Below are 15,451 nucleotides of genomic sequence, written 5' to 3'. Positions count from 1 at the left end.
GGTGAATCTGCACCAGCAGACGAGCTATTCAAGATGTTCGGCTTCACTGTTGAAAACGTGGTTGAGAAAGCTAACGAGCTACTGGCTTAATCAAATACGATAAAAAAATCCCCGCTACAGTGCGGGGATTTTTTTAGGTGAAATAAATGGTTGGATCATCTCTGTTAAGGGTGCGCTTTACGCCGTCATCGGTTAATATCTGTGCCACGAAGTTTTAGTCGGTTGATGGTACGGATGTTAAGAGTCGCAATAAATGGATTCGGGCGAATTGGGCGTAATGTGTTACGCGCTGTCTACGAAAGTGGCAAAGCTCAGCAGATAAAAGTCGTTGCTGTAAATGAGTTGGCTCAGCCTGAGGCGATGGCACATTTGCTACAATACGACACCAGTCATGGTCGTTTTGGTAAAAAGATTTCTCACGATCAAGAACATTTATATGTTCATCATGATAATGGTGAGTTTGACCGTATCCGAATTCTTCACTCTTCAGACATTCATCTATTGCCTTGGCGAGATCTTGAAGTCGATATCGTTTTAGATTGTACAGGCGTTTATGGCTCTAAAGCTGATGGAGAAGAACACATTGCAGCTGGCGCTAAAAAGGTACTGTTTTCTCACCCAGGTGCGGCTGATCTTGATAACACCGTTATTTATGGCGTAAATCACGAAACTCTGACCGCTGACCATCATATTGTTTCTAATGGTTCCTGTACCACTAATTGTATTGTGCCAATCATAAAAGTGCTGGATGAAACCTTTGGCATTGAGTCTGGTACGATTACAACGATTCATTCCTCAATGAATGACCAACAAGTTATCGATGCCTATCACAGTGATTTACGTCGTACCCGATCGGCAAGTCAATCTATTATCCCTGTTGATACAAAATTACATAAAGGGATTGAAAGAATATTTCCGAAATTTTCTAACAAATTTGAGGCGATTTCGGTACGAGTTCCAACAGTAAATGTTACTGCGATGGATTTGAGTGTCACTATTAACGCAAATGTGAAAGTTAATGACGTAAATCAAACCATGATAGAGGCATCTCAGTGTACATTACACGGCATTGTTGACTATACTGAATCACCGCTCGTATCCATCGATTTTAATCACGATCCGCACAGTGCGATTGTTGATGGCAGCCAAACTCGAGTGAGTAACGGACATCTTGTGAAGATGCTTGTTTGGTGTGATAACGAGTGGGGGTTTGCTAACCGAATGCTTGATACCGCGTTAGCAATGCAGGCTGCAAAGTAGTTACTTTTGGGCGGCGAAATTATTTATTTTATAACTTGAAATAAATATCTCGTGCCCCATATTAGTATGCAGTTTATGATTTTACAGGCTCGGCAGGATAGCCGGGCTTACAGAAACTTTTCTTTTTAATATTTGAGAGGACAAACCATGTCTGTAATCAAGATGACTGACCTGGATTTAGCAGGTAAACGTGTATTTATCCGTGCTGACCTAAACGTACCTGTGAAAGATGGCAAAGTGACATCTGATGCACGTATTCTAGCTTCACTACCAACTATCAAACACTGTATTGAAGCTGGCGCGAAAGTAATGGTGACATCTCACCTAGGTCGTCCAACTGAAGGTGAATATGCGGAAGAGTTCTCTCTACTACCTGTTGTTAACTACCTAAAAGACTCGCTAGAGTGCGAAGTAAAACTTGCGAAAGATTACCTAGATGGCTTAGAGCTAAATGCTGGTGAGCTAGTTGTTCTTGAAAACGTTCGCTTCAACAAAGGCGAGAAGAAAAACGAAGAAGAACTATCTAAGAAGTACGCTGCGCTATGTGACATTTTCGTAATGGACGCATTCGGCACTGCACACCGAGCTCAAGCTTCAACTCACGGTGTTGGTATGCACGCACCTGTAGCTTGTGCTGGTCCTCTTCTTGCTGCTGAACTTGAAGCACTAGGTAAAGCAATGGATAAACCAGAGCGTCCACTAGTGGCTATCGTTGGTGGTTCTAAAGTTTCTACTAAACTAACAGTTCTAGAATCTCTTTCTAAAATTGCTGACCAACTTGTTGTTGGTGGCGGCATCGCGAACACATTCATCGCAGCAGCTGGTCACAACGTAGGTAAGTCTCTATACGAAGCAGACCTTATCGAAACAGCTCAAAAACTAATGAAAGAGTGTTCAATTCCAGTTGCTACTGACGTTGCATGTGCGAAAGCATTCGACGAAAACGCAGAAGCTGAAATTAAGAACGTTGCTGATGTTCAAGATGACGACATGATCTTCGACCTAGGTCCAGATTCGACTGCGGCTCTTGCTGAAATCATTGGTAATGCAAAGACTATTCTTTGGAACGGCCCTGTAGGTGTATTCGAGTTCAAGAACTTCGAAGCGGGTACTAAAGGTATTTCAGAAGCTATCGCTAAATCTACAGGTTTCTCTGTAGCAGGTGGTGGTGATACGCTAGCGGCTATCGACAAGTTCGGTATCAAAGCGGATGTTTCTTACATCTCTACTGGTGGTGGTGCATTCCTTGAGTTCGTTGAAGGTAAAGTACTTCCAGCGGTAGCAATGCTTGAAGAGCGTGCGAAAGCATAATTAATTTAACAAGAGCGGGAAATTCCCGCTCTTTCGTTTGCTGCAGTGTGAGTTTGAATCTGTTAAACTTCACCCGTTTGTGAGCAAACGTTTGCAAGAATTTAAACTTACCGTTTTTATTTTTAAAACGACAGAAAATAGGATCAAATCCATGTCTAAGATCTTCGATTTCGTAAAACCTGGTGTTATCTCTGGTGATGACGTACAAAAAGTATTTCAAGTAGCTAAAGAGAACGGCTTCGCACTTCCTGCAGTTAACTGTGTAAACACAGATTCTGTGAACGGTGTACTTGAAGCGGCTGCTAAAGTTAAAGCTCCTGTTATCGTTCAATTTTCTAACGGTGGCGCTGCTTTCTTTGCAGGTAAAGGCGTTAAACTTGAAGGTCAAGGTACACAAATTCTTGGTGCTGTAGCTGGTGCAAAATACGTTCACGCTGTTGCTGAGTCTTACGGTGTGCCTGTAATTCTTCACACTGACCACGCAGCTAAGAAACTACTACCTTGGATCGACGGCCTACTAGACGCGGGTGAAGAGTTCTTCGCTCAAACTGGTAAACCATTATTCTCTTCTCACATGCTGGACCTTTCTGAAGAGTCTCTAGAAGAGAACGTTGAAACATGTGCTAAGTACCTAGAGCGCATGGCTAAAATGAACATGACAATCGAGATCGAACTTGGTTGTACTGGTGGTGAAGAAGACGGCGTTGATAACTCTGATATGGACGCTTCTGAGCTTTACACTTCTCCTGAAGATGTAGCATACGCGTACGAAAAACTAAGCGCTGTTAGCCACCGTTTCACTATCGCGGCTTCTTTCGGTAACGTACACGGCGTATACCAAGCGGGTAACGTTGTTCTTACTCCAACAATCCTACGTGATTCTCAAGCATACGTTTCTGAGAAATTTGGTCTTCCAGCTAACTCTCTAAACTTCGTATTCCACGGTGGTTCTGGTTCTTCTGAAGAAGAAATCAAAGAGTCTATCTCTTACGGTGTTATTAAAATGAACATCGATACAGATACACAGTGGGCAACTTGGGATGGTATCCGTACTTACGAAGCAGAAAATCACGATTACCTACAAGGTCAAATCGGTAACCCAACTGGCGAATCTGCTCCGAACAAGAAATACTACGATCCACGTGTATGGCTACGTGCCGGTCAAGCTTCTATGGTTGCTCGTCTTGAGAAAGCATTCGCAGACCTTAATGCAGTAGACGTACTATAATCTAGATTTTTAGATGATAGATTAAGCCCGCTCATCAGAGCGGGCTTTTTTCTTGTCTAAGAGACAGAAAAGCTATTTTTTTCAAAGCACTGGCAGAATGTGAATTTATTGCTTAATCTGATACAGGATCTAAATAGATGGAATAACCTTTTGCTTAGTAGTTTGCAAAAAGCTGACTTTGCAAGAAGTTATTAGTCATATCATAAACGTCCCACAGTGAGTGAAAAGTAGCAGTGCAGATTTGTAATGCCAGATAAGCTCAGTTAGTAAAATAATCTATTGTAAAATATTAAAAGTTTCAGAGGGTAAGAAAGTATGGCTGGTGAATCGTTGGATATGGATGCTCCAATTGCTGATGGATTGCATAAGGTGAGTGACTGGATTAATAATAATTCAGATTTATTAATTCAATATGGGGTAAATATTGTTTCGGCAATTCTTATCCTAATCATTGGTAACCTTGTAGTAAAAGCTGTTGCGGGAAGTGTCGCTAAGGTTTTGCATAAGAAAGAGATGGATAAGGCTGTCGTTGAGTTTATACACGGCCTTGTTCGTTACGTTCTATTTGTAATTGTTTTGATTGCAGCGTTAAGCCGCGTAGGTGTCGAGACGACATCTGTCGTTGCGGTTATTGGTGCCGCTGGTTTAGCTATCGGTCTTGCTCTGCAAGGATCGTTATCTAACTTCGCTGCTGGTGTACTTATTGTTGGCTTCCGTCCGTTCAAGTCGGGTGATTATGTAGAAGTTGCTGGGGTTGCAGGCTCAGTAGAAGCGATTCAAATTTTCCAAACGGTCCTAAAAACCCCTGACAACAAAATGGTCGTTGTACCAAACGGTGCAATCATCGGTGGTTCAATTGTTAACTATTCCCGTCACGCTACTCGTCGTGTTGATTTAGTGATTGGTGTTTCTTATAAAGCGGATCTTAAATTAACTAAAAAAGTGATTCGTGAAACATTAGAAAAAGACTCACGTATTCTGAAAGATCCAGATATCACGATTGGTGTATTGGCACTAGCCGATTCTTCAGTGAACTTTGTTGTACGCCCTTGGTGTAAAACAGAGGAATATTGGGGAGTTTACTTCGATTCAATGCAAGCGATTAAAGAAGCGTTGGATGCGAACGGTATTGAAATCCCATTCCCGCAGATGGACGTGCATCTCAACAAAATCGATTAAAATCGATGATGAATCTAAAAACGGAGGCAGTGGCCTCCGTTTTTTTATGGTCGGCTTGTTGCACGGCCGTTTATTAACTGCTCCATTGAATATAGAGACTTTTGGCTAACGCAAAAGCGATGATGAACATCATGGTTGCTACGATTAAGTCGATGACTTTCTTAGTCTTAGGTTTAGATAAAACAGGCGCCAATTTAGCTGCTCCAATGGATAAGCCATAGAACCAAACAAAAGAGGCCGTCATAGTACCCAATGCAAAGGAAAGGCGATCACTTCCTTCAAATTGTCCGCCAATTGAGCCAAGAATAACCACTGTATCTAAATAGAGATGTGGGTTTAAAACAGTAACCGCAAGTGCACCTAATATCACTGCTCGTCGACCTCGAGCTAGCTTCTGAGGCTGGCTTTCTTGTGCGTCAGAACTTTGCAATGCTGCTTGAACAGAAAGCCAGCCATAAAAAGTCAGAAATGCAATTCCACCCAGAGTAACCACGGTCAGCAGCGTCTCATTTTGAGAAAGCAGTGCACCACCACCAAAAATACCTAAAGAAATAAAGAACACATCCATCACGCTGCAAATTGTTGCTGTAGTGAGGTGATGGTTTCTCTTGATGCCTTGGTTTAACACATAAGCATTTTGTGCCCCTATGGGGATAATCATTGTCGCACCCAGGCTAAACCCTTGTAACAGTATCCAAAAATTCATAGTCGTTCTTTAAGGCCTAAGTTAATAAATGTTGAATGAAAAATACGCCATAGATAATTAGAAATAAAACTAATAATATTAATGCGTCATTAGAATAACTTATGGTGAAAACGGTGCGTGGATTAGATTATCGATGGCTTGAAGCTTTAGATCAGATTATTTTGCAAAGAAGCTTTGAGAAAGCTGCTGCAGTATTATGCGTGTCGCAATCAGCGGTATCACAAAGAATTAGGCAGTTAGAAAAGTGGCTTGCTCAGCCTGTACTCGTAAGGGAGAACCCACCAAGAGTAACACCAGCAGGGCAAAAGCTGCTTGGGCTTTATCGTCAGGTTTGTGTGTTGGAGCAGGACATTTTGCCAGATCTCAGCAATGATATTGGTGAAAAACCTATCTCTATTTCTATTGCAACCAATGCTGACAGTTTAGCCACTTGGTTGTTACCAGCTATTGCTGAGGCAATGAAACAAAGTAATTTGGAAATTCATCTGGTTGTCGATGATGAGCGTAGAACCCTGGATAAACTTAAGAATGGAGAAGTGATTGGGGCGATCAGTCAGTCGTCTAGAACTTTGCCAGGTTGTAACGCAGTCCTGCTCGGTGATATGCCTTACTTGTGTGTCGCATCACCCAGATTTTATCGTCGCTATTTTACGCAGGGAGTTAGCATACACGCTTTACAAGCTGCACCAGCTGTCGCTTACGACAGGCAAGATTTTATCAATGAGCGTTTTGTTTACGACAGTTTTGGTTTTGAAATGGTCAGTGAAGTTAAACACACAGTTGGCAGCTCTGAAGCTTGTGTAAAAGCCGCGGTAGCGGGGTTCGGCTATTGCATGATCCCAAAAATCCAAATCACTGAAGAACTGGAACAAGGGTTACTGATGGATATAACGCCTGGCAAGTATATTGATCAGAAGCTTTATTGGCATCATTGGCAGTTGGAAACGGGAAGCTTGAAGAAATGTTCTCAAGCTCTAGTTGGATATGCCAGAAGAAACTTACCACAGTGAACATGTCAAAATTGTGTGATTTACATACACTGAGGCTAGGACTGAAATCTTTTTCATCTATTATTGAGCAATAGCTTGTAAATTAGGGAAATGAAATGAAAGCACTTTCTGTAATGGTTTTAGTAGTATTGAGTACAATTTCAATGGTGGCTCAAGCCCAGGAGTTTGACTTTCCGCATGTGGCGACGTCCGGTTATGGTGAAGTTATCGCGACACCAGATATGGCGCAGTTTTCAGTCAAAGTGGTCGAAATTACAATGAATGCGGAACAAGCTAAAGAGAGTGTTGACAACATAATTACTTCGTTTATTAAACGCCTTACTCAAGCCGGTGTTAAAGAGTCTCAAATAACCAGTTCAAACCTCTACTTAACTCCTCAATATCATTATCCTAAAACCGGTAAGCCTGAACTTGTTGGTTATCGAGCAATTAGAAATGTCTCTGTTGACGTCGATGATTTATCTAAATTGAATGAGTATTTGGATATAGCTCTGGAAGAGAAAATTAATCAAGTCGACGATATTCAATTAAAAGTTCGCGATGAAGAAAAATATCAGCAACAAGCGCGCATGGCTGCCATTAAAGATGCTCAACAGAAAGCGCAGTCTTTAGCTGAGGGATTCGGACGTGAATTAGATGGTGTGTGGCGTATCGACTACAATGCACCAATGAGAAAAGCGGTACTGACCAGAGCTGCAACATTTAGCGAAGACTCAGCAGTCAGCAACAGCTATCAAGATTCCACCATTATTATCCGAGACAATGTAAGCGTTATATATAAGCTTAACTAAATGGTAATTAATTGATAATTATCGTAATAATATGCGACGTTTTTAACATTTTTAAATGAGTGGAAGATTACTTAGGCGCTACTTTTTTATTCAGATTACTATCAATGGTGATATAATGCGCGCCTTTGCTTTTGCCGCTATTTGTCAGTCTGGGTTATGAGATATTCAAAAATTATTGTCGCTTTTCTCATAGCTTGTGCCTTAGCCACAGCGTGTATTGTTACTTTCTACTCTTATCGATATGATCACGTTCAAAAAATAAGTAATCAGCGTTCTATACGTGAAGCCATTAACCAACTTTCTTACAGCGAGCAAGAATACCGCAATTTAAGGGATCAGGTCTTTTCGACCATTTCTCTTTTAAGCCACGGACGTAGCGCTTATAACTATGTTGAATCTCCAAGCTTAGTCACTCGTAATCAACTTCAAATGGCATTAGCTTCTGCGGCCAATGGTCAGAAATGGTTTGATGGCGTGGGTTTTATTGATGTGAAAGGTATAGATACAGTTCACGTTGAGTACCTGCCGAGTATCCACAAAACCAAAGCGTTAGATGACGTAGTAGACATTTCTCAAACGCCATTTTTTCAATACGCGCAATCATTATCGGACAATGACATTGGTGTATGGGCGGAAGAGTTAACTAATGACTCAGATACTTTTTCTAAACCTTATACACCAATCATACAAATCATAGCTCCTGTTTCCGTTTTTGGTACTCGCAAAGGCTACATAGTGATTTCAGTCGATATGTCGATGATGGTTGATAAGCTGAATTACGCACCTAAAAATGATTTGACACCCGCGATTGTTGGTAGCAATGGGTATATGGTGACAGGAAAAAGCATGTTGCCTTTCTATGGTGATATGTCTAATCAATATCACGGATTCGACCTCGCTACCTTTTTCCCGAAAACTTGGGAGTTAATGCAAGCACAACCATCTGGTCACGACTATCTGATGGAAGATACGAACCTTATTGTGTTTAAGCCGATCGATAAGTTCTTTGGTCAGAACATTCATTTGGTTATTCGTTTTACTCCTAAGCAACTCAATGATCGAGCAAGACATGATCTGAATGATGTCGTTAAAGAGGGATTCTTTGTCTTTATGATCATGTTGGTTTTTGCTCTGCCAACGGTTTCTATGTCATTGCATTATTATCATCGGAATATCGACAGTAAGCTTGCTCGTGCTGCTCTGGATGGTATGACTGCGGTGATGATTTCAGACAAATCTCATCAAGTGATCATGGTGAACAAAGAGTTTGAAATTATGATTGGCTTAACCAGCAAAGAGGTTCGTGGCCACAACGCTCTTAAAACCTTGCTCAGCCACAATGGAATGGAGTTTATTCTGAAGGTACTTGAACAAGTTGATCAGAATAATCTCTGGGAAGGCGAAGTTGAATGTGTGACGCCAGAAGGTCAGTTGCTGACGACAATTATGAGAATTCAGGCAATCATTGAAGCCGGAAAAGTTAGTTATTACATCACGTCGATAGTCGATATTTCTGAACGAAAAGAACTGGAGAACAGGCTCAGAGAATTGAGTGAGAAAGATTCACTTACTCATCTCTGGAATCGACGAAAATTCGAAAGAGAACTCATGCTACAGACTCAGCTGGTAGAACGATACCCAGATGAATACACAGTCTGCCTATGCTTAATTGATATTGATTACTTTAAACGTGTTAATGATGAGCAAGGACATGATCAGGGTGATAAAGTGATCGTAAAAGTTGCGGATGTTCTCTCTGAAAAACTTCGAGCGACAGACTTTCTTGCTCGTATTGGCGGAGAAGAGTTTGCAGTGATAATGCCTCACACTTCAACCTCAGAGGCTCAGATGGTTGTTGAACGTTTAAGACAAGCTATTGAATTAGACGAAAGTCTAACTATCACCATAAGTGCCGGTATTTCCGACCTTTCCCAAGACAGCACTCGCTCTTATAAATGTGCAGATATCGCGCTTTATGAGTCTAAAACACTTGGTCGAAACCAAGTTTCTCTCTGCCTGACCACTGATGAAGTGGCTTGATGTCACATTTTTATTGCGCATCGACTAAAGTCTAATTTAAATTTTTACTTGAGCTAAACTGTACAATAAGTAAACTGTTGTTTTTTTCATCAGTAGTGATCCGGTTTTCCTCTAAATGGTTTTTACTCAGCTCGGCTTAGTAAAAATAAGGAAGCTAAACACTCTGGCAACATGAGGCAGGGTATGGTTAATCATTTTCTAGTGAGGCTGACGATTAGCTTTTTATTGGTACTCGGAATTAAATTAAGCGCGCTTTATTTTCTTCCTATGGTGTTACTGCTTAACACTCACCATAAAGAGTTTTTTGGTTGGTAAGTTCTTTAAGAATAACGATAAAAATATCTTAATAAAAAAGCCGGAGCAAATGCTCCGGCTTTTTAGTATTAATAAATTGTCTAATTAAAGAACGTGTACAGATGCAGTGTTAGTAGTACCTGAAGCCACTAGAGCACCAGAAACCATAACAACGATGTCACCTTTTTTGCCTAAACCAGACTCAAGAGCAATTTCTTTACCTTGACGGTAGAAGTCATCAGTACTTTCGTAAGCATTAACAACAACTGGAGTGATGCCTTTAGAAAGAACAAGCTGTGCAGCTGTTTTAGCGTTAGTTGTTACAGCGATGATGTTCGCAGTTGGGAAGTATTTACGAACTGAACGAGCAGATTTACCAGCTTCAGTAGCAACAACGATAAGTGGAGCCGCTAGTTTTTCAGCTGTATCTACAGCACCTTTACAAACTGCTTCAGTGATACGTAGACGTGGGCTGTCTAGACGAGAACCTAGTTCAGCTTTAAGTACAGAGTCCGTACGTTTAGCGATTTGCGCCATGATAGTTACCGCTTCAACTGGGTATTTACCTTTTGCTGTTTCGCCTGAAAGCATTACTGCGTCAGTACCGTCCATGATTGCGTTCGCAACGTCACCCGCTTCTGCACGAGTTGGACGAGGGTTTTTGATCATAGAATCAAGCATTTGAGTTGCAGTAATTACAACTTTACGTGCACGGTTACATTTCTCGATCATCATCTTCTGAGCGAAGATTACTTCTTCAGCAGGGATTTCAACACCTAAGTCGCCACGTGCAACCATGATCCCGTCAGATAGCTCAAGGATCTCATCAAAATTGTCCACACCTTCTTGGTTTTCAATTTTAGAGATAATTTGGATGTTTTCGCCGCCGTTTGCAGCAAGAACTTCGCGGATTTCTTTTACATCAGATGCTTTACGGATGAAAGAGGCAGCTACGAAGTCAACGCCTTGCTCACAACCAAACTTAAGGTCGCCTTTATCTTTTTCAGATAGAGCTGGTAGGTTTACTGAAACGCCAGGTAGGTTAACACCTTTGTTTTCGCCTAGTGCGCCGTTGTTTAGAACTTTACAGATAACGTCAGTATCAGTTGTAGAAACAACTTCCATTTCGATTAGACCGTCATCAACAAGGATAGTGTTACCTGCGCTTAGGTCTTTTGCGAAACCTGCGTAAGTTACTGCTACTTTGTCTTTGTTACCCACTACAGAAGTATCAGTAGTAAAAGTGAACTCTTGACCAGCCACTAGATCAACATCATCACCGTTTTCTAGTTTGATAGTACGGATTTCTGGACCTTTAGTATCCAAAAGGATTGCTAGTTGTTTACCAGTATTTTCCATAACTTTACGGAAGTTAGCGATACGAGTACCGTGCTCTACGAAATCTCCGTGAGAAAAGTTAAGGCGCATTACGTTCATGCCAGCATTAACAAGTTCTGTTAATTTTTCTACAGATTCAGTTTTAGGGCCAATCGTACATACGATTTTGGTCTTTTTCATGGAAGAGTCTCTCCGGTGAATATTATCAATTTGAAAGTTAATATATAGCTTAAGAATGGCCTCGATGGCGGCAAATTTATCTCTTCGTTACCACATTTCTCACTCGAGTACTGCTCACTCCAAAACTGAAAGTCTTACAACAGGTTTAGTCATTTTATGACTACCTATTGAGTACGTATTACCGTTTTAGTGTGATCTGTATCACCATGATTGGTGAAAATTACAAAAGTATCACACACCATTCTGTAATTTTTTTTCTTTAGGGTGCGAATTCTAACACCTAATCATTTCAATATCACTGCTTAAGAATTGTCTTAGGACAAGGTTTTAGCCAGAAATATTAATTTTTTAGTTCGAAATAAATAGACATAAAAGTTTCGTTTTGAATATAATAACTTTCGTTTCGTAACTTACTGTTGTCAATGTCATGTCAAAACGTAATACTCAGCTTAGAAGGCACACGATCGTTAACTTAGTTAACCAATTGGGTGAAGTCAGTGTTGAAGAGTTATCTACTCAGTTTGAAACATCAGAAGTCACTATCAGAAAGGACTTGGCATCACTAGAACAGAATGGTCAATTACTACGTCGTTATGGTGGCGCTATTGCCTTACCTAAAGAAGTGGTGAATGACGAACTAAACTCAAAAGTTTCAGTTCGAAAGGAAGCGTTAGCAAAAGCAGCAGCAAAACTGATTCGAGACCATAACCGTATTGTTATCGATAGTGGAAGTACAACCGCAGCACTGATTAATCAACTCAATGATAAGCACGGGTTGATCGTAATGACCAACTCACTGAATGTCGCGAATGCGTTAAATGAACTTGAAAGTGAACCTACATTGCTTATGACGGGCGGTACATGGGATACACACTCTGAGTCATTTCAAGGCAAAGTAGCGGAATTGGTGCTTCGTTCCTATGATTTTGATCAGTTGTTCATCGGTGCGGATGGCATCGACCTCGAACGAGGAACCTCGACATTTAATGAATTGGTCGGCTTGAGCAAGGTCATGGCAGAAGTTTCCAGAGAAGTGGTTGTTATGGTCGAGTCCGACAAAGTCGGCAGAAAGATACCGAACTTAGAACTGCCATGGGACGACATTGACGTTTTGGTAACCGATAAAGGGTTGTCTGAAGAACTGGTTGCAAAAATAGAATCTCATCAGGTTCGAGTGATTCGAGCCTAGACTGGGTCATTAAGACCCGAAAAATTTTAAATCCGCCTCTACTTTAAGGCTTTGCTTGCAGCCGTAGAGTGCACTCGATAAAAAAGAAATTGGAGTAATAACATGTGTGGAATTGTTGGCGCTGTTGCGCAGCGTGATGTGGCTGAAATTCTGGTTGAAGGTTTACGTCGTCTGGAATATCGCGGCTACGACTCGGCAGGTGTTGCGGTTGTTGATGCACAGAGCAACCTGACGCGCATTCGTCGTCTTGGTAAGGTTCAGGAGTTGGCTGATGCTGTGAACTCTGAACAAGTGGTTGGTGGTACAGGTATTGCGCATACTCGTTGGGCAACCCACGGTGTTCCTTCTGAAGTGAATGCTCACCCACATGTGTCTGGTGATATTGCTGTTGTTCACAACGGTATTATCGAAAACCACGAAGAGCTTCGTACTTTACTTCAAGAGCGTGGTTACGTCTTCGTTTCTCAAACCGATACAGAAGTAATTGCTCACCTTGTGGAATGGGAACTTCGCACTTCAGAAACACTTTTAGAAGCATTACAAAAAACAGCAACTCAGTTAGAAGGTGCATACGGTACGGTTGCGCTTGATCGTAAAGATCCTAGCCGCATTGTTGTTGCTCGTTCTGGTAGCCCAATTGTTATTGGTTTAGGTATCGGTGAAAACTTCCTGGCTTCTGACCAACTTGCGCTTCTAAGCGTAACACGTCGCTTTATGTTCCTTGAAGAAGGTGATGTGGCTGAAATTACTCGTCGCGATGTTACTATTTACGATCAAGCGGGCAAGCTGGTTGAACGTGAAGTGATTGAATCAAACATCGAGCACGATGCGGGTGATAAAGGCCAATACCGTCACTTCATGCAAAAAGAGATTTTCGAGCAACCAATGGCGCTGAAAAGCACTATGGAAGGCCGAATTACACATAACTCAGTGATCACAGAAAGTATTGGCGTGAATGCGGTTGAGATTCTTAAGAAGGTAGAACACGTTCAAATCATCGCGTGTGGTACTTCGTACAACTCTGGTATGGCGGCTCGTTACTGGTTTGAAGATATCGCTGGCGTTAGCTGTGACGTAGAGATCGCTTCTGAATTCCGTTACCGTAACTTTGTGACTCGTCCAAATAGCTTGTTAATTACGCTTTCTCAATCAGGTGAAACGGCAGATACACTTGCGGCGCTGCGTATTGCAAAAGAGAAAGGCTACATGGCAGCAATGACAATCTGTAACGTATCTGGCTCTTCGCTAGTTCGTGAATCTGATATTGCATTCATGACTCGCGCAGGAACTGAAATCGGTGTGGCTTCAACCAAAGCATTTACCACTCAACTTGCAGCAATGCTGATGCTGGTAACGGCAATTGGTAAAGAGCAAGGCCGCGTTGATGCAGCTAAAGAAGCAGAAATTGTTGAAGCGATTCATGCTCTTCCAGTTCAAATCGAAAGTGCATTAGCATTTGATAAGCAGATTGAAGCTCTAGCGGAAGACTTTGCAGATAAACATCACACATTGTTCCTAGGTCGCGGTGAGTACTACCCAATCGCTATGGAAGCAGCGCTGAAGCTGAAAGAGATCTCTTACATTCATGCCGAAGCGTATGCTGCAGGTGAACTAAAACATGGCCCATTGGCTTTGATTGACGCAGATATGCCAGTTGTGGTTATCGCGCCAAACAACGATTTGCTTGAAAAGCTGAAATCGAACGTTGAAGAAGTTCGCGCTCGTGGTGGTCTGTTATATGTATTTGCAGATGAGAAAGCAGGCTTTGAAGCGGACGATACTTTGAAAATCATCCCAATGCCGCACGTTAGCGAAATCACAGCACCAATTTTCTACACAGTGCCAATGCAGTTACTTTCTTACCACGTAGCACTAATTAAAGGTACTGATGTTGACCAACCTCGTAACCTAGCTAAAGCAGTTACCGTAGAGTAATAGGCAATAATTTAACTAAATATAATGTGCGAGTAGAATAAAGTATCATACTGAGTAATAAAGATTCATATTAAGTATTAAAGTATCATACTAGAATGGCAGCGTTCACATCGGTACGCTGCCATTTATAAATTGAAAATTCCCCCAAGTTCGTTTTGATTATATAAGTTGTGTTAGTTCTTGACCTACTATTTCTTAATTATAGGCCGCCACTTTTTGTTGTGCATACTATCGTTTTATTTGCGGCATAAACATGAAAATAGAAGTGAATCTGTTGAGTAAAATTGCCCCATCAATAGCTGAGATATTATGTGTTCCGATATTATCGCTATGATTTAAAAAGTTATTTTGTTTAATATTGCAAGTTTTTGTTATTTAATCTTGCAGGGCTACGGTTTCTTACTTTTTATGATCTTAATAAGACGAATTACGGCCTCTATAACGCCTAAAAATAGTATTAATGCCTCTGAAAAATCTTTCATAAATTTCTCCTTCATTACTTGTTATTTTTGTAGGCTAAACTTTTTTAAACTTATGTCAAATTATCATAAATGATTGATTTTAAATGAATTAATAAAATGTTCTGGGCGTTGGCTGGAAGTTGCTGGGATTTTTCTGGAGTTCGGTGGTATTTTCTGGAGTAAAAATAAATATTTTTTCTGAAAGTGTCTATTTTTTAGGTTAACTGCTAATTTCTTTGCTAAAACCGCATAACTCTTTTTTACTTTTGGGCGAGAGACAAATGTGTAGTTGTTGAATTTTAGTAGTGAACAGACTCTAGTTAGATCAGGGGATTTTGCTACTGAGCGGCAGCACTGGTCGATCTTTGGAATGACTATCCGGGAGATGCCTATGATGTGGCAAAAGCTGAAAGCATAACTCTAATAGAAAGCATCAATACTATCGAGATAGTTGGTGATACCGATCTTCGTAGAAGATAAGTAATAAAGTTGCATACTAAAACCGTTAGCCTTATGCTCGTTTTATAGG

11 protein-coding genes and 1 pseudogene are annotated in these 15,451 nt (G+C 41.1%); 10 read left to right on the top strand and 2 right to left on the bottom strand.

The window, feature by feature from the left end; translation table 11 throughout:
* The 5 genes and pseudogenes from ACRQQK_RS19470 to ACRQQK_RS19450 all read left to right on the top strand — a co-directional run.
* A pseudogene (locus tag ACRQQK_RS19470) lies at positions 1 to 90 on the top strand (transketolase-like TK C-terminal-containing protein); the annotation flags it as partial.
* A 144-nt stretch (positions 91 to 234) separates the two neighbouring features.
* Complete coding sequence (epd, locus tag ACRQQK_RS19465; RefSeq protein WP_457514165.1) at positions 235 to 1,260, top strand: erythrose-4-phosphate dehydrogenase; 1,026 nt, start codon at positions 235 to 237, stop codon at positions 1,258 to 1,260.
* Positions 1,261 to 1,407: 147 nt separating this feature from the next.
* Positions 1,408 to 2,571, top strand: a complete 1,164-nt coding sequence (locus tag ACRQQK_RS19460) for a phosphoglycerate kinase (protein ID WP_457514163.1) — start codon at positions 1,408 to 1,410, stop codon at positions 2,569 to 2,571.
* Between the two features lie 151 nt (positions 2,572 to 2,722).
* Positions 2,723 to 3,799 (top strand): class II fructose-bisphosphate aldolase, encoded by a 1,077-nt coding sequence (fbaA, locus tag ACRQQK_RS19455; RefSeq protein WP_457514161.1) that lies wholly within the window; start codon positions 2,723 to 2,725, stop codon positions 3,797 to 3,799.
* 336 nt (positions 3,800 to 4,135) lie between these two features.
* Positions 4,136 to 4,978 (top strand): mechanosensitive ion channel domain-containing protein, encoded by an 843-nt coding sequence (locus tag ACRQQK_RS19450; RefSeq protein WP_457514177.1) that lies wholly within the window; start codon positions 4,136 to 4,138, stop codon positions 4,976 to 4,978.
* 73 nt (positions 4,979 to 5,051) lie between these two features.
* Here the strand turns inward: ACRQQK_RS19450 and ACRQQK_RS19445 are convergent, their stop codons facing one another.
* Positions 5,052 to 5,684: a LysE/ArgO family amino acid transporter gene (locus ACRQQK_RS19445; protein ID WP_457514159.1), complete on the bottom strand. Its 633-nt coding sequence runs from the start codon at positions 5,682 to 5,684 to the stop codon at positions 5,052 to 5,054.
* 113 nt (positions 5,685 to 5,797) lie between these two features.
* Here ACRQQK_RS19445 and ACRQQK_RS19440 point away from each other — a divergent pair, with 113 nt between their 5' ends.
* From ACRQQK_RS19440 to ACRQQK_RS19430, 3 genes are all read left to right on the top strand, one after another.
* Positions 5,798 to 6,694, top strand: a complete 897-nt coding sequence (locus ACRQQK_RS19440; RefSeq protein ID WP_457514175.1) for a LysR family transcriptional regulator ArgP — start codon at positions 5,798 to 5,800, stop codon at positions 6,692 to 6,694.
* 95 nt (positions 6,695 to 6,789) lie between these two features.
* Complete coding sequence (locus ACRQQK_RS19435) at positions 6,790 to 7,485, top strand: oxidative stress defense protein (protein ID WP_457514157.1); 696 nt, start codon at positions 6,790 to 6,792, stop codon at positions 7,483 to 7,485.
* Between the two features lie 156 nt (positions 7,486 to 7,641).
* Entirely contained in the window at positions 7,642 to 9,525 is a 1,884-nt protein-coding gene (locus tag ACRQQK_RS19430; RefSeq protein WP_457514155.1) for a diguanylate cyclase, read from the top strand.
* A gap of 399 nt (positions 9,526 to 9,924) precedes the next feature.
* Here ACRQQK_RS19430 and pykF read toward each other — a convergent pair whose 3' ends face one another.
* Positions 9,925 to 11,337, bottom strand: coding sequence for a pyruvate kinase PykF (gene pykF, locus ACRQQK_RS19425; protein WP_102964645.1), 1,413 nt, complete (start codon positions 11,335 to 11,337; stop codon positions 9,925 to 9,927).
* A gap of 427 nt (positions 11,338 to 11,764) precedes the next feature.
* Between pykF and ACRQQK_RS19420 the strand changes: the two genes are divergently transcribed.
* Positions 11,765 to 12,526, top strand: a complete 762-nt coding sequence (locus ACRQQK_RS19420) for a DeoR/GlpR family DNA-binding transcription regulator (RefSeq protein ID WP_457514153.1) — start codon at positions 11,765 to 11,767, stop codon at positions 12,524 to 12,526.
* Between the two features lie 102 nt (positions 12,527 to 12,628).
* Complete coding sequence (gene glmS, locus ACRQQK_RS19415) at positions 12,629 to 14,461, top strand: glutamine--fructose-6-phosphate transaminase (isomerizing) (protein WP_457514151.1); 1,833 nt, start codon at positions 12,629 to 12,631, stop codon at positions 14,459 to 14,461.
* Positions 14,462 to 15,451: the final 990 nt, after the last annotated feature.

It is taken from the genome of Vibrio sp. C8 (assembly GCF_054051265.1).
Note: the sequence above shows the minus strand (reverse complement) of the source record. Positions and strands in the feature narration are given on the sequence as shown.